General features: G+C 72.2%; 19 protein-coding genes. 3 read left to right on the plus strand and 16 right to left on the minus strand.

Annotation, left to right across the window (positions count from 1 at the left end):
* Nucleotides 1-175 precede the first annotated feature (175 nt).
* Both AB0411_RS01200 and AB0411_RS01205 read right to left on the minus strand, forming a co-directional pair.
* Nucleotides 176-1351: an MBL fold metallo-hydrolase gene (locus AB0411_RS01200; RefSeq protein ID WP_366415087.1), complete on the minus strand. Its 1176-nt coding sequence runs from the start codon at nt 1349-1351 to the stop codon at nt 176-178.
* A 361-nt stretch (nt 1352-1712) separates the two neighbouring features.
* On the minus strand, nt 1713-3113 hold the full coding sequence (locus AB0411_RS01205) for an NAD(P)/FAD-dependent oxidoreductase (RefSeq protein ID WP_366415088.1): 1401 nt from the start codon (nt 3111-3113) through the stop codon (nt 1713-1715).
* Nucleotides 3114-3541: 428 nt separating this feature from the next.
* Between AB0411_RS01205 and AB0411_RS01210 the strand changes: the two genes are divergently transcribed.
* Nucleotides 3542-4555 carry a carbohydrate kinase family protein gene (locus tag AB0411_RS01210; protein WP_366415089.1) on the plus strand — a complete coding sequence of 338 codons (1014 nt, stop codon included), beginning with the start codon at nt 3542-3544 and terminating at the stop codon, nt 4553-4555.
* A 37-nt stretch (nt 4556-4592) separates the two neighbouring features.
* Here AB0411_RS01210 and AB0411_RS01215 read toward each other — a convergent pair whose 3' ends face one another.
* Genes AB0411_RS01215 through AB0411_RS01225 form a run of 3 tightly spaced genes read right to left on the minus strand, consistent with a single transcriptional unit; the run spans nt 4593 to nt 6643 of the window.
* The gene (locus tag AB0411_RS01215; protein WP_366415090.1) at nt 4593-5498 is read right to left on the minus strand and encodes an SAM-dependent methyltransferase; all 906 of its coding nucleotides are present in this window, start codon (nt 5496-5498) and stop codon (nt 4593-4595) included.
* Nucleotides 5495-5773 (minus strand): DUF397 domain-containing protein, encoded by a 279-nt coding sequence (locus AB0411_RS01220; protein ID WP_086718198.1) that lies wholly within the window; start codon nt 5771-5773, stop codon nt 5495-5497. Before AB0411_RS01220 ends, AB0411_RS01215 begins: the two co-directional genes overlap by 4 nt.
* A 3-nt stretch (nt 5774-5776) precedes the next feature.
* Nucleotides 5777-6643, minus strand: a complete 867-nt coding sequence (locus tag AB0411_RS01225) for a helix-turn-helix domain-containing protein (RefSeq protein ID WP_366415091.1) — start codon at nt 6641-6643, stop codon at nt 5777-5779.
* A gap of 137 nt (nt 6644-6780) precedes the next feature.
* On the opposite strand from AB0411_RS01225, the gene AB0411_RS01230 reads away from it, so the two are divergent.
* Complete coding sequence (locus AB0411_RS01230) at nt 6781-7242, plus strand: ATP-binding protein (RefSeq protein WP_366415092.1); 462 nt, start codon at nt 6781-6783, stop codon at nt 7240-7242.
* 69 nt (nt 7243-7311) lie between these two features.
* Here the strand turns inward: AB0411_RS01230 and AB0411_RS01235 are convergent, their stop codons facing one another.
* Nucleotides 7312-8112, minus strand: a complete 801-nt coding sequence (locus AB0411_RS01235; RefSeq protein WP_366415093.1) for an SGNH/GDSL hydrolase family protein — start codon at nt 8110-8112, stop codon at nt 7312-7314.
* 244 nt (nt 8113-8356) lie between these two features.
* Here AB0411_RS01235 and AB0411_RS01240 point away from each other — a divergent pair, with 244 nt between their 5' ends.
* Entirely contained in the window at nt 8357-9166 is an 810-nt protein-coding gene (locus tag AB0411_RS01240) for a tyrosine-protein phosphatase (RefSeq protein WP_366415094.1), read from the plus strand.
* Nucleotides 9167-9331: 165 nt separating this feature from the next.
* Here AB0411_RS01240 and AB0411_RS01245 read toward each other — a convergent pair whose 3' ends face one another.
* The 10 genes from AB0411_RS01245 to AB0411_RS01290 form a co-directional block, all read right to left on the minus strand.
* On the minus strand, nt 9332-10714 hold the full coding sequence (locus AB0411_RS01245) for an aspartate aminotransferase family protein (protein WP_366415095.1): 1383 nt from the start codon (nt 10712-10714) through the stop codon (nt 9332-9334).
* A 46-nt stretch (nt 10715-10760) separates the two neighbouring features.
* The gene (hpnH, locus tag AB0411_RS01250) at nt 10761-11786 is read right to left on the minus strand and encodes an adenosyl-hopene transferase HpnH (protein WP_366415096.1); all 1026 of its coding nucleotides are present in this window, start codon (nt 11784-11786) and stop codon (nt 10761-10763) included.
* A 5-nt stretch (nt 11787-11791) separates the two neighbouring features.
* Entirely contained in the window at nt 11792-12460 is a 669-nt protein-coding gene (locus tag AB0411_RS01255; protein WP_366415097.1) for a phosphorylase family protein, read from the minus strand.
* Nucleotides 12460-14511 carry a squalene--hopene cyclase gene (shc, locus tag AB0411_RS01260; RefSeq protein ID WP_366415098.1) on the minus strand — a complete coding sequence of 684 codons (2052 nt, stop codon included), beginning with the start codon at nt 14509-14511 and terminating at the stop codon, nt 12460-12462. Before shc ends, AB0411_RS01255 begins: the two co-directional genes overlap by 1 nt.
* A gap of 107 nt (nt 14512-14618) precedes the next feature.
* Nucleotides 14619-15683: a polyprenyl synthetase family protein gene (locus AB0411_RS01265; RefSeq protein ID WP_366415099.1), complete on the minus strand. Its 1065-nt coding sequence runs from the start codon at nt 15681-15683 to the stop codon at nt 14619-14621.
* 53 nt (nt 15684-15736) lie between these two features.
* Nucleotides 15737-17194, minus strand: a complete 1458-nt coding sequence (gene hpnE, locus AB0411_RS01270; protein WP_366415100.1) for a hydroxysqualene dehydroxylase HpnE — start codon at nt 17192-17194, stop codon at nt 15737-15739.
* A 100-nt stretch (nt 17195-17294) separates the two neighbouring features.
* Nucleotides 17295-18236 carry a presqualene diphosphate synthase HpnD gene (gene hpnD, locus AB0411_RS01275; protein WP_366415101.1) on the minus strand — a complete coding sequence of 314 codons (942 nt, stop codon included), beginning with the start codon at nt 18234-18236 and terminating at the stop codon, nt 17295-17297.
* Nucleotides 18237-18244: 8 nt separating this feature from the next.
* Complete coding sequence (hpnC, locus tag AB0411_RS01280; RefSeq protein ID WP_366415605.1) at nt 18245-19111, minus strand: squalene synthase HpnC; 867 nt, start codon at nt 19109-19111, stop codon at nt 18245-18247.
* A gap of 449 nt (nt 19112-19560) precedes the next feature.
* The gene (locus AB0411_RS01285; RefSeq protein ID WP_260634998.1) at nt 19561-20364 is read right to left on the minus strand and encodes an ABC transporter ATP-binding protein; all 804 of its coding nucleotides are present in this window, start codon (nt 20362-20364) and stop codon (nt 19561-19563) included.
* A complete protein-coding gene (locus tag AB0411_RS01290) occupies nt 20357-21286 on the minus strand; it encodes an ABC transporter permease (RefSeq protein WP_366415102.1) in 930 nt (309 codons plus the stop codon). Before AB0411_RS01290 ends, AB0411_RS01285 begins: the two co-directional genes overlap by 8 nt.
* Nucleotides 21287-21310 lie beyond the last annotated feature (24 nt).

Raw genomic sequence — 21310 nt, forward strand, 5'->3', positions numbered from 1 at the left:
GGGACCCGCCCGGCCGCCCCTGCGCGAGCGCGGCGTGCCAACGGCGCACCACCACGGCTCGCCACCGCCCGGGCGCACGCCCGCCGGGACGCTCGGCGGAAGCCGCGGCGGTGGGTCGCACTGCGTCCGATGCGACCGCACGAGGGCCCGCCGGAGGCCGTCGTCCCGCGCGCCCTCAGCGGTCCGCGACGAGGTCCACGTCGGTCGGGGAGACCGCCGGCGGCCAGGCGGGCCAGCCCTGGGCGGGCGGCACGGCGATCGCCCGCCACCACGGGTAGACGGCCGGGAGGTCGGCGGGCTCGAACGGTTCGCCCGGCCGCGGGTGGGCGCTGGTGACCCCGGCCTTCCGGGCGGCGGTCAGGGTCCACTCGGCGGGCTCCGCCCACGGGTGCGGGGCGAGGTTGAACGTGCCCCAGTGGATCGGCAGCAGCACCCCGCCGCCCTTGGTGCCCTGGAGGTCGAGGTGGGACCGGACCCCCTGCTCGGGGTCCATGTGGATGTCCGGCCAGAAGTCGCTGTACGCGCCGATCTGGATCATCGTCGCGTCGAACGGGCCGTGTGCCGCGCCGATCTCCGCGAAGCCGGAGAAGTAGCCGGTGTCGCCGCTGTGGAAGATCCGGTGCTCGGGTCCCGCGACGACCCAGGAGGCCCACAGGGTGTGCTGCGGGCCGCGCAGGCCGCGGCCGCAGAAGTGCTGTGCGGGGGTGGCGGTGAGCGTCAGGCCGCCGACGCGGGTGGACTCGTGCCAGTCGAGCTCGGTGATCCGCTCCGCGGGCACGCCCCAGAACTCCAGGTCGGCCCCGACGCCGAGCGGCACGACGAAGGCCGCGCCGGTGCCGGTCAGGCTCTGGACCGTCGCCATGTCGAGGTGGTCGTAGTGGTCGTGCGAGATCACCACGACATCGACCGGCTCCAGCTCGTCCAGCGCGATGGGGACCGGGTGCATCCGCTTGGGCCCGGCCCAGGTGAACGGCGAGCAGCGCTCGCCCCAGACCGGGTCGAAGAGCACCCGCTGCCCGTCTATCTCGGCCAGTACGCTCGAATGCCCCATCCAGGTGATCCGCAGCCCCGAGGCGGGCGGCCCGGCGTCCTCCGCGGCGGTCGGACGGTACACCGGAATGGGGCCGACCGGCGCGCGGCGCAGCCGGCCCTCCCGGCTCAGCTGGGTGCGCATCATCGGCAGCGCGGAGCCGTGGAGCAGCTGCCTGGTCTCCGTCGGATTGCGGAACTGGCCGTCCACGAACTGCGGCGACCTGCGCATCCTGGCCAGCCGCTCCCCGGTGGGCACGGCGCCGAAGGCCGCGGGCCGCAGCGCGGAGAGTCGAGTGCGACGGGGTCTGGAACCGGTCACGGTACCTCCATGGTCGGGGCAGTCGCGAAGTGAACGGGCCGCATGGGCGGCGGGTTCCGGTACGCCGCGCCACACGGCGCCGCCGTACGGTTTCCGCACCACGACACCCGGACACTCCACACCATCACCCGCAGACACAAACGGCGCGACCGGCCGCGGCATTCCGGAGTAAGGGTGTGACCCTTGCCGCGCGCTGCCGCAGACTCCGCCCGGCCCGGCAACCCGGACGCGTCCATCGGGGCGGGGCCGGCCACGGGACGAGCAGCCCTCGCGGACGGTCCGGCGCGGCATGCGCCCGGTGTCCCGTCCCCCGGGCGGACGGCAGCCGGCGGAGCGCGGCCGCCGCCGGATCCGGGCGGGCTCACCCCCCTTCGACGGCGGGCGGGCCGGGCAGGCCGGGGCGGCGGGGCAGGAAGACGGTGCGCAGGACGACGCGCGGGGCTAGGAGGCGGGCGGGCGGCGCGGTGAGGCAGAAGACGTCCCGGAAGGCCGCCCCGACGACGGGGTCGATGGCGGCACGGGCGGCGAGCCGGTCGAGGTACCAGGTGGCCAGCCGCTCCCCCGGGCCCGCTTTGGTGTCGGCGGGGCCCGCGTAGGGGCGGTCCGAGCCGACCGCGGCGAGCCAGGCGGGTTCCACGGAGCGGGCGATTGCCCGCTGCGCCTCGGCGGTGGCCCCCGGGCGCAGCCCGCCGTCGGCGAGCGTGGTGCGCACCGCCAGCGCGCCGAGTGCGGCCACCGACATGCCCTGGCCGTACACGGGGTTGAAGGTGCAACCGGCGTCCCCCAGGACGAGGAACCCCTCGGGGAGGGCACCGGGCCGCTCGTAGTGCCGGCGGCGGTTGCAGGTGTCGCGGAAGCCGTGCACCGGCGAGAGCGGTTCGGCCCGGGCGAGCAGTTCATGGACGTACGGGTCGCCGATGGTGGCGGTGAAGGCGGTGAACTCCGCCGCGTCCGTCGGCGGGTGGTGCCCGCGCACTCCGGACAGCGTCAGCAGCCACTTGCCGTCCTCGACCGGCACATATGCGGCGCCGCGCGGGCACTCCGGCCAGCCGGGCACGTTGACGCCCGCGTCGGGCGCGGTGGCCGGGTCCTTGGGGCGGTACATCCGGGTGGCGTAGGCCAGTCCCGCGTCCACGGTCTCCTCCTGCGGGGCGGCCCGGCCCAGTGCGGAGAACCACTGGGGGGTGCGGGAGCCCCGGCCGGAAGCGTCCACCACGAGCCCGGCCGGCAGCACCCGCTCGGCCCGCCCGCCCGGATCGCCGTCCCGTGGGCGGACCCGTACCCCGGTCACCCGGCCGGCCTCCCCGGTCAGCCCGACGGCCTCGGTCGCCTCCAGGACCTCCACCCTGGTGGCCGAGGCGGCGGCGGCCCGCAGCGCCTGCTCCCTGACCACCGCGTCCAGCACCGGACGGGTGACGCTCAGCGTGCGGTGCCGGCGTTCGTCGAAGCGGCGCTGCCAGCCCGTGGGGGTGCGGGTGAGCAGATCGCGCGGCAGATACAGGCTGCGTGCGCCCGCCTCGCGGAGCGCGGCGACCGTGCCGGGCAGCAGCTCCTCCAGGGCGCGCTCGCCGCCGCTGAGGAGGATGTGCAGGTGGCGGGCCTGCGGGACGCCCTTGCGGAACGCGGGCTCCTGCGGGTAGCGGTCGCGCTCGACGACGGTGATCGCGTCGACCTGGCCGAGCAGGGCGGTGACGGCCAGCATCCCGGCCAGCCCGCCGCCGATGACGATCGCGGTGTGCCCGCCATCGGAGTGCTCTGCCACGTGCCCCTCGCTCCCCCGCCGGCCCGCCCGGCCGCCGACGATCCGTCCGTGCCCGTCCCGGTCCCGCCCGCCGTCCCGGGATCCGTACGCCGTGCCCCGGTTCGCGCTCACCGGCTCCGGGACCTGATCACTGGCGGCCCTCAGGCTTCAGTGCCCGCGCCGCCCCTGTCAACGGCCCTTTCCGCCAACCGGGGCGCTGGGGACATCCCGGCAGTCCCGCGGGCCGCGGCTCCCCGCCCGCTCCTCACCGGCCACGGATCACCGGTGCGGCTTCTTGCGGTCCCTTTGCTCCCTCGCGTCACCGGAGTCCCTGACATCCCGTGATGAGCCGGGCGTGCGTCTAGACTCCCGGCAGCGGACGCTCGTCGTCCGCAAACGGTTCCACCAGCAAGGGATTCGTCTCACCAGCAAGGGATTCAGGGACGCTTGTGACATTCCAGCAGGTTTCTGAGCCGTATGACGCCTACGACGTACTCGTCGTCGGCGGGTCGGGCGTGGACACCATCGTGTCGGTCGGCGCGCTGCCCGTACCGCTCGCCGACTCCTACGCGGTCCCGCCCGTCCGGGAAGGGGCGGGGCACACCGGCACCGGCGTCGCGCTCGGCTGCGCGGCGCTCGGGCTCACCACGGGATTCGTGGACTTCCTCGGCGACGACCATCCGGGCAGCCTGGTCCGTGAGCGGCTGGCCGGTACCGGCGTCGACTTCCGGCCGCTGATCTCGCCGCACGGCACCCGGCGGGCCGTCAACCTCGTGGCAGCCGACGGCCGTCGGATGTCGTTCTACGACGGCCGTGACCCGCTCGATCTGCGGATGCCGCCCGAGCACTACCTCCCGCCGCTGCGCCGCGCCCGCCACGTCCATCTGTCGATCATGCACTTCGCCCGTTTCCTCTACGACGACATCGAGGCCCTGGGCATCCCCGTCTCCACGGATCTGCACGACTGGGACGGGTTGACGGACCATCACCGGGAGTTCGCGCTCCGGTCGGACCTGGTGTTCCTCAGCACGGCCGGGGCGGGCGAGCGGATCGGCTCCGTCATGCGGGAGATCCTGCACGAGGGACGCGCCCAGGCGGTGATCGCGACGGCCGGGGCGGGCGGCGCCTACCTCCTCACCACCGAGGACCGCACCCCGCGCCTGGTGCCGCCCGCGGTTCCGCCCGGCCCCGTCGTGGACAGCAACGGTGCCGGCGACGCCTTCACCTGCGGGTTCCTCTACGGCCGGCTGGCGGGCCGGGATCTCGACGAGTGCGCGCGCCTGGGCGCCGTGGCGGGGGCGTACGCCTGCACCTCGCCGGGCACCCACACCCGCCTCGCCGGACCGGAGGACCTGGGTGCGGCCCGCACCGCGCCGCCACCGGCCGGCGCCACCGCTCCGCCCGCCGAGGGCCCGCGGCCCGCGGGTCCACCGGACGCCCGGGTCTCCCCCGCGGGCGCGTAGGTCCGCCCGGCCGGGTCCACGGGGGGGGCCCGGCCGGTCAGTTCTTGCGGCCGACCCCGCCGTAGAAAATGGTGTTGTTGAGCTCCTGGGCCCCGGGCACCGCGCCGTCCGGACGCCACAGCGGCACCCGGACCACTCCCGGCTCCAGCAGGGCGAACGGACCGAAGAGCGGCTCGATCCCGGCCTTCGACCGCAGGTTGAGGGAAGCGGTGGCGCTCTTGTAGACGTTCACGACGCCGTCGCGCGCCTGCACGTCGGTGCGGCCCTCCGCATAGGCCTCGTAGGGCTCACCGGTCGCATGCGACAGCACGAGATGGCTGCCCGCGGGGAGTGCCTCGGCCAGGGTGGCGATGAGGCCGGCGGGGTCCTCGTCGTCGCGGACGAAGTGGAGGACGGCGACCAGCAGCAGCGCCACCGGCCGGTCGAAGTCGATCAGTTCCCGGACGGTGGGGTGGTCCAGCAGCGCCTTGGGGTCGCGGACGTCGCCGAGCACGAATCCGGTGTGTTCGGTGTTGGTCAGCCGGGCCCCGGCGTGGGTGGCGACGATCGGGTCGTTGTCGACGTACACGACCCGGGTGTCGGGAGCGGTCTCCCGCGCCACCTCATGGGTGTTGGGCGAGGTGGGGATGCCGGTGCCGATGTCGATGATCTGGCGGATGCCGCCCGCGGTCAGTGCGCGCACCGCCCGCCGCATGAAGGCCCGGTTGGCGCGGGCGCTCAGCCGGACCTGGGGGTGGACCTCGATGACGCGTTCCGCGGCCACCCGGTCGACCTCGTAGTTGTCCCAGCCGCCGAGGTAGTAGTCGTACATCCGGGCCGGGTGCGGCCGGCTGGTGTCGATCTCCTCGGCCGCGAAGCCCGAGGGCTCCGGGCCCTGGACGTACGGTCCGATCCCCGGGACCGTGCCGTCCGGCGTGTCCTCGGACGTGCCCTGCTCGCTCATGCCGTCCTCCGCTCGGTGCGCCGGCCCGGGGCCGCGGCGAGCAGGAAGTCGGCGTGGCCGGCCTTCGCGCCCTCGATGAAGCTCACCATCTCGTGGTGGGTGTAGATCAGCGCGGGGCCGTCCGGGTCGGTCGACTGGCGCAGCGCGATCCGGCCGTCGCCCAGCCGCATGGCCTCGACGCACTCCCCGCCGTTTCCGCCGCTCCACGGCTTGTGCCAGCCCTCAGTGCCCAGTTCCTTGGCGGGCATGCCGTTGTAGATGCGTATGCGATCCATGGTTCAGATCTCCTTGCGAAAGCCACCCAGAATGGCCTCGGTGGTGTGTGCCGGCGCGGCCTGCGCACACATCCGGTCCAGGGCCTCCAGGAACTGCGAGACGTCGTTGCGCTGGTCGAAGTACACGGCTCCGACGAGGCTTTCCGCGTAGGCGATGTCCGGGAGCTCCGGAATCGGGAAGCGGAAAATGTGGAAGGGGCCGTACATGGCGGGGTGCGGGCCCGCGGCGAAGGGCATGACCTGCAGCCGGACGTTCGGCAGTGCGGTGGCCTCCATCAGCCGGGTGACCTGGTCGCGCATCACCTTTGCCCCGCCGATCGGCCGCCGCAGCACGGTCTCGTCCATGACCACCCACAGCATCGGCGCGTGGTCACGGGTCAGGAGCGACTGCCGCTCCATGCGCAGGGCGACGATGCGGTCGATGTCCGCCGCGGAGGCGTGCGGCATGCCCGCCCGCAGGACGGCGGCGGCGTAGTCCTCGGTCTGCAACAGCCCGGGGACGTAGTGCGGTTGGTAGGCCCGGATCAGGTTGGCTTCGCTCTCCAGGCTGACGAAGGCGCTGAACCACTCGGGAAGGACGTCCCGGAAGCGGTGCCACCAGCCGGGTTTGTTGGCCTCGCGTGCGAGGGAGAGAAAGCCCTCGATCTCCTCCTCGTCGGTGACGCCGTAGGTCGCCAGCAGCTTCTCGACGTAGGGGAGTTTGAGGCCGACCTCGGCCTTTTCCATGCGTCGTATCGTGGCGTGGGTCACGTCGAGGGCCGCCGCGGCCCGTTCGAAGGAGAGTCCCGCCTTCTCGCGCAGGTCCTGCAGTCGCTTGCCGAGCACCACCCGCAGGACGGTCGGCGCACCTGCCGACCGTGGGTCCGCCACGTCCGATCGCCTCCAACTGACTTCAGTGTTCAGCAGTGTGTCATGCCGTCAGCAGCACGAACAGACTGCTCCTTACGATTCTGCAAATTGCAGAGTGATCCTTGCCATCGGTGACCGGCATCGCACATAGTTACGGCGTGGCTTCCTCCAACAACGCTCCCTCGTTAGGGCGCTGTGGCGGCTTCGTCGCCCAGTACCCGCAGGACGCGTTCCACTTGCCCGCGCGACGCACGTCCGTTCCCGAGGCGCGCAGACGCGCCAGTGCGCTGCTGCACGAGTGGGGCGCGGCCCAACACGTCCGCGACGACGTGGAGTTGGTGGTTTCCGAGCTGTTCACCAACGCGGTCCGGCACACCGACAGCGAGAAGGTGGGCTGTGAACTCTCCCTCCTCGGGGCGCACATACGCATAGAGATCACGGATCAGGGCGGCCCGGAGGACTCGGCGCCGCACGTCCAGCCCGGCAGCGTGGACAAGGAGTGCGGACGCGGGCTGTTCCTCGTCGGCGCGCTGTCCGAGAGCTGGGGCTCGCGGCCCGCCGACAGCGGTCGGGGCCGGGTCGTCTGGGCGGACCTGCCGTACTCCTCCCTCGCACGCTGAGGCCCCGCGCCGCTCCGGCGGACACGGGGCCTCCGTCATGCCCGGGGCCGCCGGCGGGCCCCGGCCGCTCTACAGCGGCAGCAGATCGGGCCGCTTGGGCTCGACGTGATCTCCGGAGGACTCGCCCCGCAGCCGGCGCCCGATCCACGGGACGAGGTGCTCCCGCGCCCAGTGGATGTTGTCCCGCCGCGCCTCGGCGGCCGAGCGCCCCGCCTCCGGCGGCCACGGCTGGTCCGGCTCGGCCGGCACCCGCAGCCCCAGCACCTGCCCCGCGCGCAGCGCCACCCGGGTGTGGCCGTCGGCGGACAGATGCAGCCGGTCGGCGCTCCAGGCCCGCCGGTCCTGCACCGACGTGAGCGACCACAGGTCCAGGACCGGGCAGTCGTGCCGGTCCGCGATGGCCCGGACATGCGCCGTGTACGTGGCGATCTTGCCGCGCAGATGCTTGAGGACGGGGATGCCGCGGGTGTCGAAGCCGGTGCAGAGCAGGACCGTGCCGACCTCCTGCCGCAGATCGGCGACCGCCGCCCCGTAGCGCTGCGCGACCGCGTCCGGGTCCGAGCCGGGCCGCAGGATGTCGTTGCCGCCGGCGCAGAACGTCACCAGGGCGGGGGCGAGCTCCTTCGCCCGGGGCACCTGCTCCTCGACGATCTGGTCCAGGAGCCGCCCCCTGACCGCGAGGTTCGCGTAGCGGAAGTCCCCCTCGTCCCGCTGGTCCGACAGGAGGACCGCCAGGCGGTCCGCCCAACCGATGTACGCCCCGTCAGGGCCGGGATCCCCGACCCCCTCTGTGAAGCTGTCCCCGACGGCTGCGTACGACTCGATGGCGCCCTGGGCGCCGTTGCTGAAGTACTTCGAATCGTCTGCCACGTCAGGACATCCTTCACCTCGTGAAGTGACCTACGCCACCGTAACCAGGGGTTGACGAGGGGTGATTAATGCCACCAGGTCAAATTCTTGTCAAGTTGGAATAAAGATCGATCACGCCCTCCGGCGCTCCCGCGCGCCCCGGCGCCACGGTGATGACCTGATTTCCTGTTGCATCAATGTCGTATCGTCGGAGGTGCCCGCCTCGCCGACGAGCGGCGTCGGCGACCGAACCCGAGGAGCGCGCGTGACGCAGCAGACGCCGCAGGTCCCACAGGCCAAGCCCGAGCTCACGGAGGTCCGCAACTTCCGCGATGTGGGGGGTCTGCCGACGGTGGACGGGCGTCGCGTACGGGAGGGCAGGCTGTTCCGCAGCGGGCACCTCGCCCACGCGACCGAGGCGGACGCCGCGTTCCTGGCCGGCCTCGGGCTGCACACCATCTTCGACTTCCGCAACGCCTCGGACATCAAGCTGGAGGGCCCCGACGTCGCCCTGCCCGGCGTGCGCAATGTGAACATCCCGCTCACCGACCCGGCCGACGGTGCGGAGTTCTGGACGATGGTGCGCGAGGGCGAGCTGGAGCAGCTGCGTTCCGCGCTCGGCGACGGCAAGGCCGCGGCCCGGATGGCCAAGACCTACCGCCACATCATCACCACCCGCACCGAGGACCACAGCAGGGTGCTGCATGCGCTGGCCGACGACAGTGTCCCCGCCCTGATGCACTGTGCGGCCGGCAAGGACCGCGCGGGCCTGTCCGTCGCCGTGACCCTGCTGGCGGTCGGGGTGGAGCGGGACGCCATCGAGGCGGACTACCTCAAGTCCAACGACCCCCACCAGCGCTACAAGATCCGCCGCTCCGACAACTCCGCGGTCGGGATGTCGCAGGAGGTCATGGAGCTGCTCTCGCCGCTGTTCGGGGCGCACACCGACTACCTCGCGGCCGCCTACGACGCGATCGAGCGCACCTGGGGCTCGACGGAGACGTACCTCGCCGACGGCCTGAAGCTGACGCCCGCCACCCGCGAACGCCTGCGCGACCGGCTGCTGACGGACTGACCACCGCCGCACCCGCGGACGGCGGCGCACCCGCACCACGGCCGGACACCGGCCGTGGCCGGCCCGGTGCCCCGCGCCCCACCGTCCTCCGTGCCCAGCGGGCCGTCCTGTCGTGGACGGCCCGCGCCGTTCCCGCGGCAGGCGCCGCCTCCCCCACCGGTGTGGTCAGCGGTGGGCGACCGCCTGTTTGACCAGCGTCCGCCCGAAGTCCCAGATGAGCCCGCCGCCTTGGTGGGCGTCGTCCATGACGGCCGTGAAGGCCTCGACGAAGCGGTCCACGTCCGGTTCGCCGATGATCAGCGGTGGGATCAGCTTGATGACTTCGAGATGGTCGCCGGAGACCTGGGTCAGGATGCGGTGGCGCTGCAGCAACGGCACCACGACCATCTGCGCGAACAGCCCCTTGCGGGCCGCCTGCAGCATCGTCCAGCGGCTGCGCAGACCGAGCGACGTCGGGCGGCCGAACTCGATGCCGATCATCAGGCCGCGGCCGCGTACGTCGTGCAGCAGCTCGTACCTGTCGACCAGCGCGGCGAGCCGGGAGCGCAGCAGGTCGCCGGTGTGCCGGGCGTGGGCGACGATCTCCTCGTCCTCCATCACCGCGAGCACCGCCAGGCCGGCCGCCATCGCCTGGGCGTTGGCGCCGAAGCTGGCGGAGTGCACCAGCACCCGGTCCATGGACGAGTAGACCTTCTTGAAGATCCAGTCCTTGCCGAGGGTCGCCCCGACGGGGACATAGCCGCCGGACAGCGCCTTCGCCACGCACACCAGGTCCGGTTCGACGCCGTTCTCGTGCTGGTAGGCGAAGAAGTCGCCGGTGCGGCCGAGGCCGGTCTGCACCTCGTCGGCGATCAGCAGGGCCTTGTGCCGGTGCAGCAGTTCCTGTGCGGCGCGCAGGAATCCGGGCGGGGCGGGGTGGACGCCCTTGCCCTGGATCGGTTCGACCACGAACCCCGCCACGTCGCCGCGCTTCAGCTCCCGCTCCAGGGCGTCCAGATCACCCATCGCGACGGCGGTGTCCGGCAGCAGCGGGGCGAAGCCGTCCCGGAAGCCGGCCTCGCCGTTGACGGAGAGCGAGCCGGTGGTGAGGCCGTGGAAGGCATGGGTGCAGTAGAGGACGCGGGGCCTGCCGGTGGCGTAGCGGGCGAACTTCAGGGCGGTCTCGACGGCTTCGGTGCCGCTGTTGCCGAAGAAGACCCGGTCGAGGTGGGGCGCGCAGGACAGCAGCTTCTCGGCGAGCAGGCCCGGCAGCGGCTGGCAGTCGAAGCGGGTGAGGTCGGCGAGCTGGGCGTCCAGGACGTCGTGCAGGGCCTTGCGGACGACGGGGTGGTGCCGGCCCAGGCCCATCACCCCGAACCCGGCGAGCATGTCCAGGTAGTCCTGGCCGTCGGCGTCCCAGAAGTGGGCTCCCTCGGCCCGCTCGTAGACCTTGTCGAAGCCGAGGGTGTGCAGCATGCGCGGGAGCTGGTGGTTGAGATGGCGGGTGTGCAGGTCGTAGCGTTCGCCGCCGCGCTCGGCGAGCAGTGCGGTCAGGTCGAATCCGGTCACGCGTCGCTCTCCTTACGGGCCGGCGCGGTGCCGGCCCGGACGGCGGTCACCCGCGGTTGCCCGCGACGGTCTCCCTGGCCGCCCTGAGGGACTCCTTCAGCGACCCCATGGTGGCGAGGACGGCGGTCGGCTCGTAGCCGCAGTGCGCCATGCAGTTGGCGCAGCGCGGGTCCTTGCCCCTGCCGTACTTGTCCCAGTCGGTGTCCTCGATGAGCTCCCGGTAGGTGGGGACGTACCCGTCGCTCATGAGGTAGCAGGGGCGCTGCCAACCGAACAGCGAGTAGTTGGGGATCGCCCACGCCGTGCACGGGAAGTCCGCCTTGCCCTCCAGGAAGTCCAGGAAGAGCGGGCTGTGGTTGAGCCGCCAGCGGCGCCGGTTGCCGCCGGCGAAGGCCTTCTTGAACAGCTCGCGGGTCTGCTCCACGCCGAGGAAGTGTTCCTGGTCGGGGGCCTTCTCGTAGGCGTAGGCGGGGGACAGCATCATCTCGTCGACCTGGAGGTCGTCGTTGAGGAAGTTGAGGACCTCGATGATGGTCTGCGGGGTGTCGGTGTTGAAGAAGGTGGAGTTGGTGGTGACCCGGAATCCGCGCCGCTTGGCCTCCTTGATGGCCGCCACCGCCTCGTCGAAGACGCCTTCCTTCGCGACGGATTCGTCGTGCCGCTCGCGCATGCCGTCGATGTGCACGGCGAAGGCGAAATACCGTGAGGGCGTGAATTTCTCCAGCTTCTTGCGCAGCAGCATCGCGTTGGTGCACAGGAAGACATATTTCCGCTTGGCCACCAACTGCCGTACGATCTCGTCGATCTGAGGGTGCATCAACGGTTCGCCGCCGGCGATGGAGACCATCGGGGCACCCGACTCCAGCACCGCGCCGACCGCCTGTGCCACCGGCATCCGCTGCTTGAGCACGCCCGCCGGATGCTGGATCTTCCCGCAGCCCTCACATTTCAGATTGCATGCGAAGAGCGGCTCCAGCTCGACGATGAGCGGGAACTTCTCGCGCCGGCGGATCATCTTCTGTTCAAAAAGATAGGTTCCGACCCGGATGGACTGACGGAGCGGCATGGCCATCTGGCTCACCTCCAGGGGAGCAGCAAAGAACGGTGCCATTCGTAGAAAACGGGGAGTACGGAGCGCAGCACTCGGAAGGCTGATATTCCACCGCGTACGGTGCCGATGCGTACGAGTTCATGTTCTGGAGCGTCCACGACCACCCGGACGGCCGCAACCGGACGGCTGCCGGCGCGCCGGGCGGCCCGGAGGGTCGCCGCGGATTCCATGTCCACCGCGACCGCTCCGGCGGCATGCAGCGCGGCCCGCTCCGCGCCGCGTACGACGTGGTCGGAGCCGCGCAGCAGCCCGGTGTGCACGGTCAGGCCGCGCTGCCGCAGGGCCCGCAGCAGCGGGCCGTTGTCGTGGCAGAGCGTCTCCGGAGCGTCCGCGTGGTGATCGCGGGTGGCCTCGGCGACGACCACGTCCCCGGGGCGCATCCCGGGGGCGAGGCCGGCGCAGAAGCCGCTGGCGACGACGGGGGAACGCTCGGTGACCGAGCCCGCACCGAGAGCTGCCCCGACGGCGCGTTCGGCCGCTTGCGGGCCCATGCCGGTACGGAGCGTGACGATCCGCGGGCCGGCCCCGCCCGCCGCTCCCGCGCGCTCGCCGCGGCGCAGCGCGAACCGCTCGATGCCCAGCGCACAGGCGACGAGCAGGGGCGGCTCCGCGTCCACGGGAGGCCGGCCCGGCATCAGGAACCCACCGGCGCGCCGGCCGGTCCCCCGCCCAGATAGCGGCCCAGGGCGGTCAGCGGGAAGACCTGGCGGTAGAGGTGGTAGTTGATGGAGAAGTCCCAGGGGAAGCCGGTGCCGGTGAAGTACGGCTCGTCCCAGGTCCCGTCCTCGCGCTGGGTGGCGGTCAGCCAGCGCACTCCGCGCCGTACCGCCTCGCCGTCCCGTTCCCCGACCGCGAGCAGCGCCATCAGCGCCCATGCGGTCTGCGAGGCGGTGGAGGCGCCGCGCCCGGCCCACTTCTCCTTGTCCTGGTAGGAGCGCTGGTCCTCGCCCCAGCCGCCGTCGTCGTTCTGCACCTGCTCCAGCCAGCGCACCGCCCGGCGCACCGCGGGGTGCGAGGCGGGGATGCCGGCCGCGGCGAGCGCCGGGAGCACCGAGCCGGTGCCGTAGACGTAGTTGGTGCCCCAGCGGCCGAACCAGGCCCCGCTGGGCTCCTGTTCGGCCAGCAGCCAGGCGATGCCGCGGCGGGTGCGCGGGTCGTGGGCGCGGCCGACGTCCGCGAGCATCTCGACGACATGGGCGGTGACATCGGCCGACGGCGGGTCGATGACCTCACCGAAGTCGCAGAACGGGAGCCGGTTGGGGAACGGGCTGGTGTTGTCGACGTCGAAGGCGCCCCAGCCGCCGTCCTTGGACTGCATCCCGACGTTCCAGCGCACCGCGCGGTCCACCGCCGCCTCGACGCGCTGGGGATCGGGGTGCCGGACACGGCGCAGCGCGAGCACCACCTCGGCGGTGTCGTCGATGTCCGGGTAGTTGTCGTTCTCGAACTCGAACGCCCATCCCCCCGAGGGGAGTTGGGGTCGCTTGACGCTCCAGTCGCCGGGCCGGCGGATCTGCTCGGCGAGCATCCAGTCGACGGCCTTGACCAGCTGCGGGTGGTCGGCGGGCACTCCGGCGTCGGCGAGGGCGATGGTGGCCAGGCAGGTGTCCCAGACCGGGGACTGGCAGGCCTCGATCATCCGGGTGGGGCCGCCTCCCGGGCCGCCGGGCCCGGGGGGACCGTCCTCGCGCCATACGGCGAAGCGGTCGAGGGAGGCCAGGCCGTTGCGCAGCACGGGGTGGTCGAGGTCGTAGCCGAGGAGGTGCAGGGCGATGACGGAGTAGACCGCGGGAGGCTGGATGCCGCCCCAGCAGCCGTCGTTCTCCTGGCGCTCGATGATCCAGCGGGCGGCGGAGCGCATCGCTGCGCGGCGCAGCTTGCGCAGGGCGACCTTGTGGTAGAGGTGCAGCGCCTTGTCCAGGCGCTGGAAGAGCCCGTCCCAGCTGGTGACGGGGGCGGGCGGCCGCGGCGGGTTGGGCCGGCGCGGATCGGTGTGCAGCTCGTCGAGGCCGAACGGCGCCGGGCGCACCGGGCGTTTCGCCGAGACGATGGTCAGCGGCACGATGGTCTGCCGCGCCCAGCACCCGAAGTCATAGATGTTGAGCGGGAACCACTTGGGGAAGTACAGCAGTTCCGGGGGGAGTTCGGGCAGGTCGTCCCACTTCCACCAGCCGAAGAGGGCCAGCCAGATGCGGGTGAAGACGCGGGCCGCCGCGATCCCGCCCTGCTCGCGGACCCATGCGGAGGCCCTGGCCAGGTGCGGGGCTTCCGGGTCGTCCCCGGCGAGGCGCAGGGCGACATAGGCCTCGATGGTGGCGGAGAGTTCGCCGGGCCCGCCGTAGAAGGTGGCCCAGGTGCCGTCCGGGCGCTGCTCGCCGCGGAGGTGACGGGCCGTGGCCTCGGTGAGCTTCGGGTCCTGGATGCCCAGGAACTGACGGAGCAGCAGGTCCTCGGCGTCCATCGTGACGTTGGTCTCGAGGTCGCCCTTCCACCATCCGGCGGGGTCCTGGACGGAGAGCAGCTGCTCCGTGGCGCGGGCGGTCGCGCGGCGGGCGGCGTCCACCGTTTCCTGCGCCGCGGCGGTGCGGACGGGTGGCGCCGTTGCGGTGGTCCCAGCGGCGGCATCACTGGCCGAGGGGGCCCGGGGCGGCAGGGCCCCGGTGCTTCCGTCGGTCGTCGCTGTCATGGCTTCCCCTTCTGCAGTGAACTGTGAAAAGCGTGCTCAGGGATTCCGTCGGCCGGCGCCCGGCTGGCGCCGGCCGGCGACTGCGATCTATTCGGTGTCGAGGGTGCTCATCTCTCCCGTACAACGACGAAGTCCGCGAGTGCGACGAGCTGTGCGCGGACCTTTTCCGGCATCTCGATCTCGTTCAGGGCGGCGATGGCGGTGGCGTGCTGGCGGCGCGCCTCCTGGGAGGTCCAGTCCCGGCCGCCGGCCTCCTCGATGAGGGCCGCGCGGGAGGCGAACTCCTCCTCGGTGAAGTCGGCGATCTCGGTCTCGCTCTTCTTCGCGTCGTCGGCGAGGATCCGGGCGAGGCGCTCGGAGGCCGGGCCACCGGCGTCCAGCGCGGCGACGACCGGCAGCGACTTCTTGCGCTGGCGCAGGTCGCTCCAGGGCCGCTTGCCGGTGGCCTCCGGGTCGCCCCAGATACCGAGCACGTCGTCGACGGCCTGGAAGGCGAGGCCGAGGTGGTAGCCGTACCTCTCGAGGGTGTCGGCGGTGCGGTCGTCGGCGCCGCCGAGGACCGCACCGATGGAGACGGCGCAGGCCAGCAGCGCGCCGGTCTTGTTGCCCTCCATCTCCAGGCACTCCTCGACGGTGACCCGCTCGCGGTGCTCGTAGGAGATGTCCTGGGCCTGACCGTCGATCAGTTTGCGGGAGGCCTGGGTGAGGCGGCGGGTGGCCCGGCCGGCGTCGACCGTGCCGAGCTCCAGCAGTATTTCGTTGGCGAGGGCGAACAGCGCGTCACCGACCAGGATGGCCTGCGCGGGACCGTGCACCTTCCAGACGGTGTCGCGGTGCCTGCGCTGCTCGTCGCCGTCCATGAGGTCGTCGTGCAGCAGCGAGAAGTTGTGCACCAGCTCGACGGCGACCGCGCCGGGGATGCCGACCTCGGGAGCCGCGCCGGCCGCCTCGGCCGACAGCAGGGCGAGCGCGGGCCGTACGGCCTTGCCGCTGTCGCCCGTGGTGGGGTGGCCCTCGGCGTCGATCCAGCCGAAGTGGTAGGCGGCCACGGTGTCCATCGGAGGAGCGAGCCGGTCGACGGCGGCACGCAGCACGGGAGTGGCAAGTGTCCGCCCGCGCTCCAGCAGCGCGGTGACGCTCGCGGTGTCGATAGCTGGGGAAGCCGGATTCACGGTTTCTCCTCTGTTTCCGATGCTCGTGCTCGTGGGAGCGCTCGTACTCGTAGTCATGCCGCCTCCTGAGGCAACTGGCCCTGGGGGAAGCCGAGTTCGGTGAGTGCCTCGCGAGCGGCGGCAGTGCCGCTGCGGACAGCGCTTTCCATGGTCGCGGGCCACCCGGTGGCGGTCCACGCACCGGCCAGGAACAGGCCGGGAGCTTGGGTGCGGGCGGCGGGGCGGAGCCTGCCGACGCCCGGGGCGGGCGCAAAGGTCGCGGTGCGCTCGCGGGTGACGAAGAAGTCGTGGATCCTGGCGCCGCGGGCGGCGGGCAGCAGCCGCTCCAGCTCGGGAAGGTAGCGGGCCCGGAGCTTGGCGACCGGGTGGTCGATCTCCTCCAGCGCGGCGGACTGCGACAGGGCGAGGTACTGGCTGCGCTCCTGGCCGGCGAGAGCCCTGAGCCCCGAGGCGTCGGTGCGGTCGAAGACCCACTGGACCGGCGAGCCGACCGCGGCGAAGAAGGGGCGGCGCAGCACCGGGCGGTCGTAGACGACATGGACGTTGAGGATGGGTGCCGTGCCGATGTCCAGCAGCCGGTCCTGGCCGTCCAGCGTCCCGTCGGGCAGCAGGGCGTGCGCCTCGCGCTGCGGTACGGCGAGGACGACGGTGTCCGCGGCGAGCCGCTCGCTGCCGTGCGGGCCGTTCTCGACCGTGACCTGCCAGCCGTCGTCGTCGCGGGTGAGCGCCTGGGCGCGGGTGCGCAGGGCGATGCGGACGCCGGCCTTTTCCAGGGCCGCGCGGGCACGGTCGTCGTGGACGTCACCGAGCGGGACCCGGGACCAGCCGATGTCGGCGGCGCCGGGGGCGGACAGCAGTCCGGTCTTGAAGACCTTGGCGGCCAGGCCCATCGAGGCGTCGCCGGCGCGGGCGTTGAGGGTGGCGATGCCGACCAGGTCCCACAGCGCCTCGACGGCGCGGGCGGACTGACCGTGGCGGCGCAGCCAGCTGCCGAAGTCCAGCCGGTCCAGGGCGGGGTCGGCCGGGTCGAGGCCCTTCAGCGCCAGGGTGGCGCGGACGACGCCGGCGCGTTCGGCGGGCGAGAGGTGCGGGTAGCCGGCCAGGCTCCCGGCGAGGTGCAGCGGCACGGGCAGCGCGGTGCGGCGCAGCCGGCCGAGCCGCATCCGGTCGGCGTCGAGGACGGGCACGTCCATCCGGTCCTGCAGGGGCACCAGGTGCGCGGCGCCGAGTCGCTCCAGCAGCCCGCTGTAGGCGGTGCAGCAGCGCAGGAAGACGTGCTGGCCGTTGTCGACGGACAGCTCGCCGACGCCGGATTCGCGGCGGAAGGAGAAGACCAGCCCGCCGAGCCGGGGCCGGCTTTCGAGGAGGGTGACCCGCAGCCCCGCGTCGGCCAGTGCGAGCGCCGCGGTGGTGCCCGCGAGTCCGCCCCCGACGACGACCGCGGCCGCCGCTCCGGGACGGCCGGACGGCAGCGGGTGCTGCCGGCCGGGCCGCCTGGCTCCCGATGTCATGTGCTCTCCCCCCGTACTGCAGTGAGGGACGCAGCCACCCCCGGGAGGGTTGCCCGCCGCACTGACGCGGGATCACCGCTGTCGTGCGCCGCCCGCCGCATCATCCACGCCTCCGGACGGACTCCCGGCGGCCGATCGCCCGCGCGTCGAGCCCGGACAGCCCGCGCACCGCGACGAAGGCCTTCTCCCGGCCGGGCAGCGAGACCCGGCCGCGCAGCACGGCCTCGGGGTCGGCGGCGATCCGGGTCAGCAGCCGGTGGTAGATGCCGGCCATCGCGGCCACGCAGGCGCCGCTGCGCCGGTCGAGCATCGGCAGCAGCCGGAAGCCCTCGGCGAACAGCGCGCGGGCCCGCTTCACCTCGAAGTGCACCAGGCCGGTGAAGTCCGAGCCGGGCGGCGGCACGGGGCCCTCGAAGCCCGCCGCGCAGCCGAACTTGGCGAGATCCTCGGCGGGGAGGTAGGTGCGGCCGTTGCCGGCGTCCTCGCGAACGTCCCGGAGAATGTTGGTCAGTTGCAGGGCCAGGCCGAGGGTGTCGGCGTACTCGAAGGCGCGCTCGGCGTCCGGCGCGCCCGGTACGGTGCCGAACACGCCCAGCGAGAGCCGGCCGATGGCCCCGGCGACGCAGCGGCAGTAGCCCCGCAGTTCGTCCCAGGTCTCGTAGGTCTCGCCGTGCACGTCCATCAGCACGCCGTCGATCAGCTCGTCGAGACCCTCCAGCGGCAGCGGGAAGCGGCGGGCGGCGTCGGCCAGCGCGACGGCCACCGGGTCGGTGTCGTCCTCGTCGATCCGGCCGTCCTTGATGCGCGTCAGCACCGCCCGGGTGTCCTCCAGGCGGCGTTGCTTGGCGGCGGGCTCCAGGGTGCCGTCGCCGATGTCGTCGACCCGGCGGGAGAAGGCGTAGAGCGCCGACATGGCCTGCCGCTTGTCGGTCGGCAGCAGCCGGATGCCGTAGGCGAAGTTCCGTGCCTGCTGCCCGGTGATGGCCTCGCAGTAGCGGTACGCAGCGAGCACCGGCGCGGACGCGTGTGCGGTTGCCTCCATGGTCCGACTCACCCCTCTCTTCGCAATGTCGCCCCCACCTCGCGCAGCAGGCTGAGCTTGGTCGGCTTGGGCGGTCCAGGGAGTACGTCGTAATCGGCGGCCGCGACCGCCTGGAGTGCAGCGCGTCCGCCGGCCACGAATCCGGCCAGCAGCAGCTTGAGTCTGCCGTGGACGCTACCCACCAGCGGGGTGCCTTCACGCAGCAGCTCACGGGCGCGTTCGGCCTCGAAGGCGATCAGGGCGCGCACCGATGCGCCCCCGCTCGGCGCGGCCAGATCTGCCTCGTCGACACCGAAACGTTTCATGTCCTCGGCCGGGAGGTAGACGCGGTCGCGCCCCAGGTCCTCGGCCACGTCCTGGATGTGTTCGACGATCTGGAGGGCGGTGCAGACCGCGTCGGAGCGGCGGATGCGTTCGGGGCTCGCGGTGCCGGTGAGCGCGAGGACGAGGCGGCCGACGGGGTTGGCGGACAGCTCGCAGTAGGAGGCCAGGTCGCCGTAGGTGCCGTAGCGGCTGACCCGCTGGTCCTGCCGGTTGGCCTCGATGAGGTCGAGGAACGGTTGCGGGGTCAGGGCGCAGCGGCGGACGGTCGGGCCGAGGCGGCGCAGCAGCGGATGCCCGGGGCCGGGGGCGCGGTCGCTGAACACGCGGTGCAGGTCGGCTTCGAGGGCGTCCAGCAGCGCGGGGCGGTCGTCGTACTGTGCGCGGTCGAGCCCGAGGAGGACGGCGTCGCCGCCGCCGGGGGCCAGGTCGCCGTCACCGATGTCGTCGACGAGCCGGGCGAAGCCGTAGACGGCCATCAGGTCGGTGCGCCAGGCGCGGGGCAGGAAGAACGGCGCGACGGGGAAGTTCTCGTGTGCGGCCTGTTCGAGCACGGTGCGCGTCTGCTCCCGCCCGTCGCCCGCCGCCCCCCACCGGGGGAAGGCGCGACGCGCCTGCTCGTTGTCTCGGCTCACCGGGGGCTGCCCGGCGCATTTCGGTGCCGGAGCGAACCAGTAGCCATTGCCGTCACGTCTCCCGTTCTACACCGCCAAGCTAAAACATCCCATTTCGGACACGCCGCAGCGGGCGCCGCGCCCGATCGAGCCCACATCGCCCGCTCGGGTGAGCGTTGCCCGAGATGTGCCACTTGTGCTGTTCGGTACCCGTACAGCTTACGCCGTACATCTCACCCGCGTCCGAGGGGGTACCGAAGCCCGGGGCAACCATCCCGCCAACATCCTTTACGCCCGAACTCGTCCCGGCGTCAATGGAGTTGACCTCTCCCTCACGCTCGAAGGCCTCCGCGAGGCGGACTCACGGAGGCCTTCGGGTGCGGTACGGGCTATTTGCCCGTCTCCTTCTCGTACGCCTTGATGACCTCGTCCGTCGGACCGTCCATCAGCAGCTCGCCGCGCTCCAGCCACAGGACCCGGTCACAGGTGTCGCGGATGGACTTGTTGTTGTGGCTGACGAGGAAGACCGTGCCGGCCTCCTTGCGCAGCTCGCGGATGCGGGCCTCGGAGCGCTTCTGGAAGCTGCGGTCGCCGGTGGCCAGCGCCTCGTCGATCATCAGCACGTCGTGGTCCTTGGCCGCGGCGATGGAGAACCGCAGGCGGGCGGCCATGCCGGAGGAGTAGGTGCGCATCGGCAGCGAGATGAAGTCGCCCTTCTCGTTGATGCCGGAGAAGTCGACGATGCCGTCGTAGCGCTCGCGGACCTGCTCGCGGCTCATGCCCATGGCCAGGCCGCCCAGCAGGACGTTCTTCTCGCCGGTCAGGTCGTTCATCAGGGCCGCGTTGACGCCCAGCAGCGAGGGCTGGCCGTGGGTGTAGACCTTGCCGCGCTCGGCGGGCAGCAGGCCGGCGACCGCCTTGAGCAGTGTCGACTTGCCCGACCCGTTGGAGCCGATCAGTCCGATCGACTCGCCCCGGTAGGCGGTGAAGGAGACGCCCTTGACCGCGTGCACCTCCCGCACGCCGGTGGACGGCTTGCGGCGCACGATGCGGTTCAGCGCCGCGGTGGCACTGCCCTTGCCGGCGCCCGTGCCGTAGACCCGGTAGACGATGTGCAGATCGTCCGCGATCACCGTCGGGATACGGGCCTCGGCGGCCTTCGTCGGCTCGATGCCGTTCTTCTGTTCAGCCACGTCCGTACCGCTCCTCAGCCTTCCAGAAGTACACAAAGCCGACCACGCCCATCAGCAGCGCCCAGCCGCCGGCGAACGCCCACACATGCGGCGGCAGCTTCGCGGCGGTGAAGCTGTCGATCAGCGCGAAGCGCATCAGGTCGATGTAGACCGCGGCCGGGTTGGCGTTGAGCAGGACCTCCACGAAGCCGGGGACGTGCTTGCCCTTGAGGATCAGGTCGATGCTGAACATCACGCCGGACGCGTACATCCAGGTCCGCATGATGAAGGGCATCAGCTGCGCCAGGTCCGGGGTCTTCGCACCCAGCCGCGCCATGACCATCGCCAGGCCCGTGTTGAAGACGAACTGCAGCACCAGCGCCGGGAAGGCCAGCAGCCACGACCAGGTGGGGACCTGCCCGAAGCCGAGCAGGATGATCACCAGCACGCCCATGGAGAACAGCAGCTGCTGGAGCTGCATCAGGCAGAACGAGATCGGCAGGCAGGCCCGCGGGAAGTGCAGCGCGCGCACCAGGCCCAGGTTGCCGGAGATCGCCCGGGTACCGGCCATCACCGAGCTCTGGGTGAAGGTGAAGATGAAGACACCGGTCACCAGGAACGGGACGAAGTCGGGGACGCCCCGGCTCGTGCCGATCAGCACACCGAAGATCAAGTAGTACACGAGGGCGTTCAGCAGCGGCGTCGCCACCTGCCAGACCTGGCCCAGCTTGGCCTGGCTGTACTGCGCCGTCAGCTTGGCGCTGGCGAACGCGGAGATGAAATGCCGACGCGCCCACAGCTGCCGGACGTACTCCGGGAGGCCGGGCCGGGCCCCGCTCTGCGAGAGCCCGTACTTCTGGGCCCGCTGGGCAGGGGTGAGCCCCTCATCGGAAGATGGCGGGGCACTCATGGCGACCGCACTGTCGTGCGTGGTCTCGCTCACAGTTGACACTTTCGTCCTCAAGGT

Source organism: Streptomyces angustmyceticus, from assembly GCF_040701845.1.
GTDB lineage: Bacteria > Actinomycetota > Actinomycetes > Streptomycetales > Streptomycetaceae > Streptomyces > Streptomyces angustmyceticus_A.

Excerpts from the sequence above, each read along its gene's own strand:
- AB0411_RS01220 (WP_086718198.1), bottom strand. The coding sequence starts at position 5,773 with ATGGATCGCATACGCATCTACAACGGCATGCCCGCCAAGGAACTGGGC.
- hpnD (WP_366415101.1), bottom strand. The coding sequence starts at position 18,236 with ATGGAGGCAACCGCACACGCGTCCGCGCCGGTGCTCGCTGCGTACCGC.
- hpnE (WP_366415100.1), bottom strand. The coding sequence starts at position 17,194 with ATGACATCGGGAGCCAGGCGGCCCGGCCGGCAGCACCCGCTGCCGTCC.
- AB0411_RS01255 (WP_366415097.1), bottom strand. The coding sequence starts at position 12,460 with ATGCCGGGCCGGCCTCCCGTGGACGCGGAGCCGCCCCTGCTCGTCGCC.
- AB0411_RS01215 (WP_366415090.1), bottom strand. The coding sequence starts at position 5,498 with ATGAGCGAGCAGGGCACGTCCGAGGACACGCCGGACGGCACGGTCCCG.
- hpnH (WP_366415096.1), bottom strand. The coding sequence starts at position 11,786 with ATGGCCATGCCGCTCCGTCAGTCCATCCGGGTCGGAACCTATCTTTTT.
- shc (WP_366415098.1), bottom strand. The coding sequence starts at position 14,511 with ATGACAGCGACGACCGACGGAAGCACCGGGGCCCTGCCGCCCCGGGCC.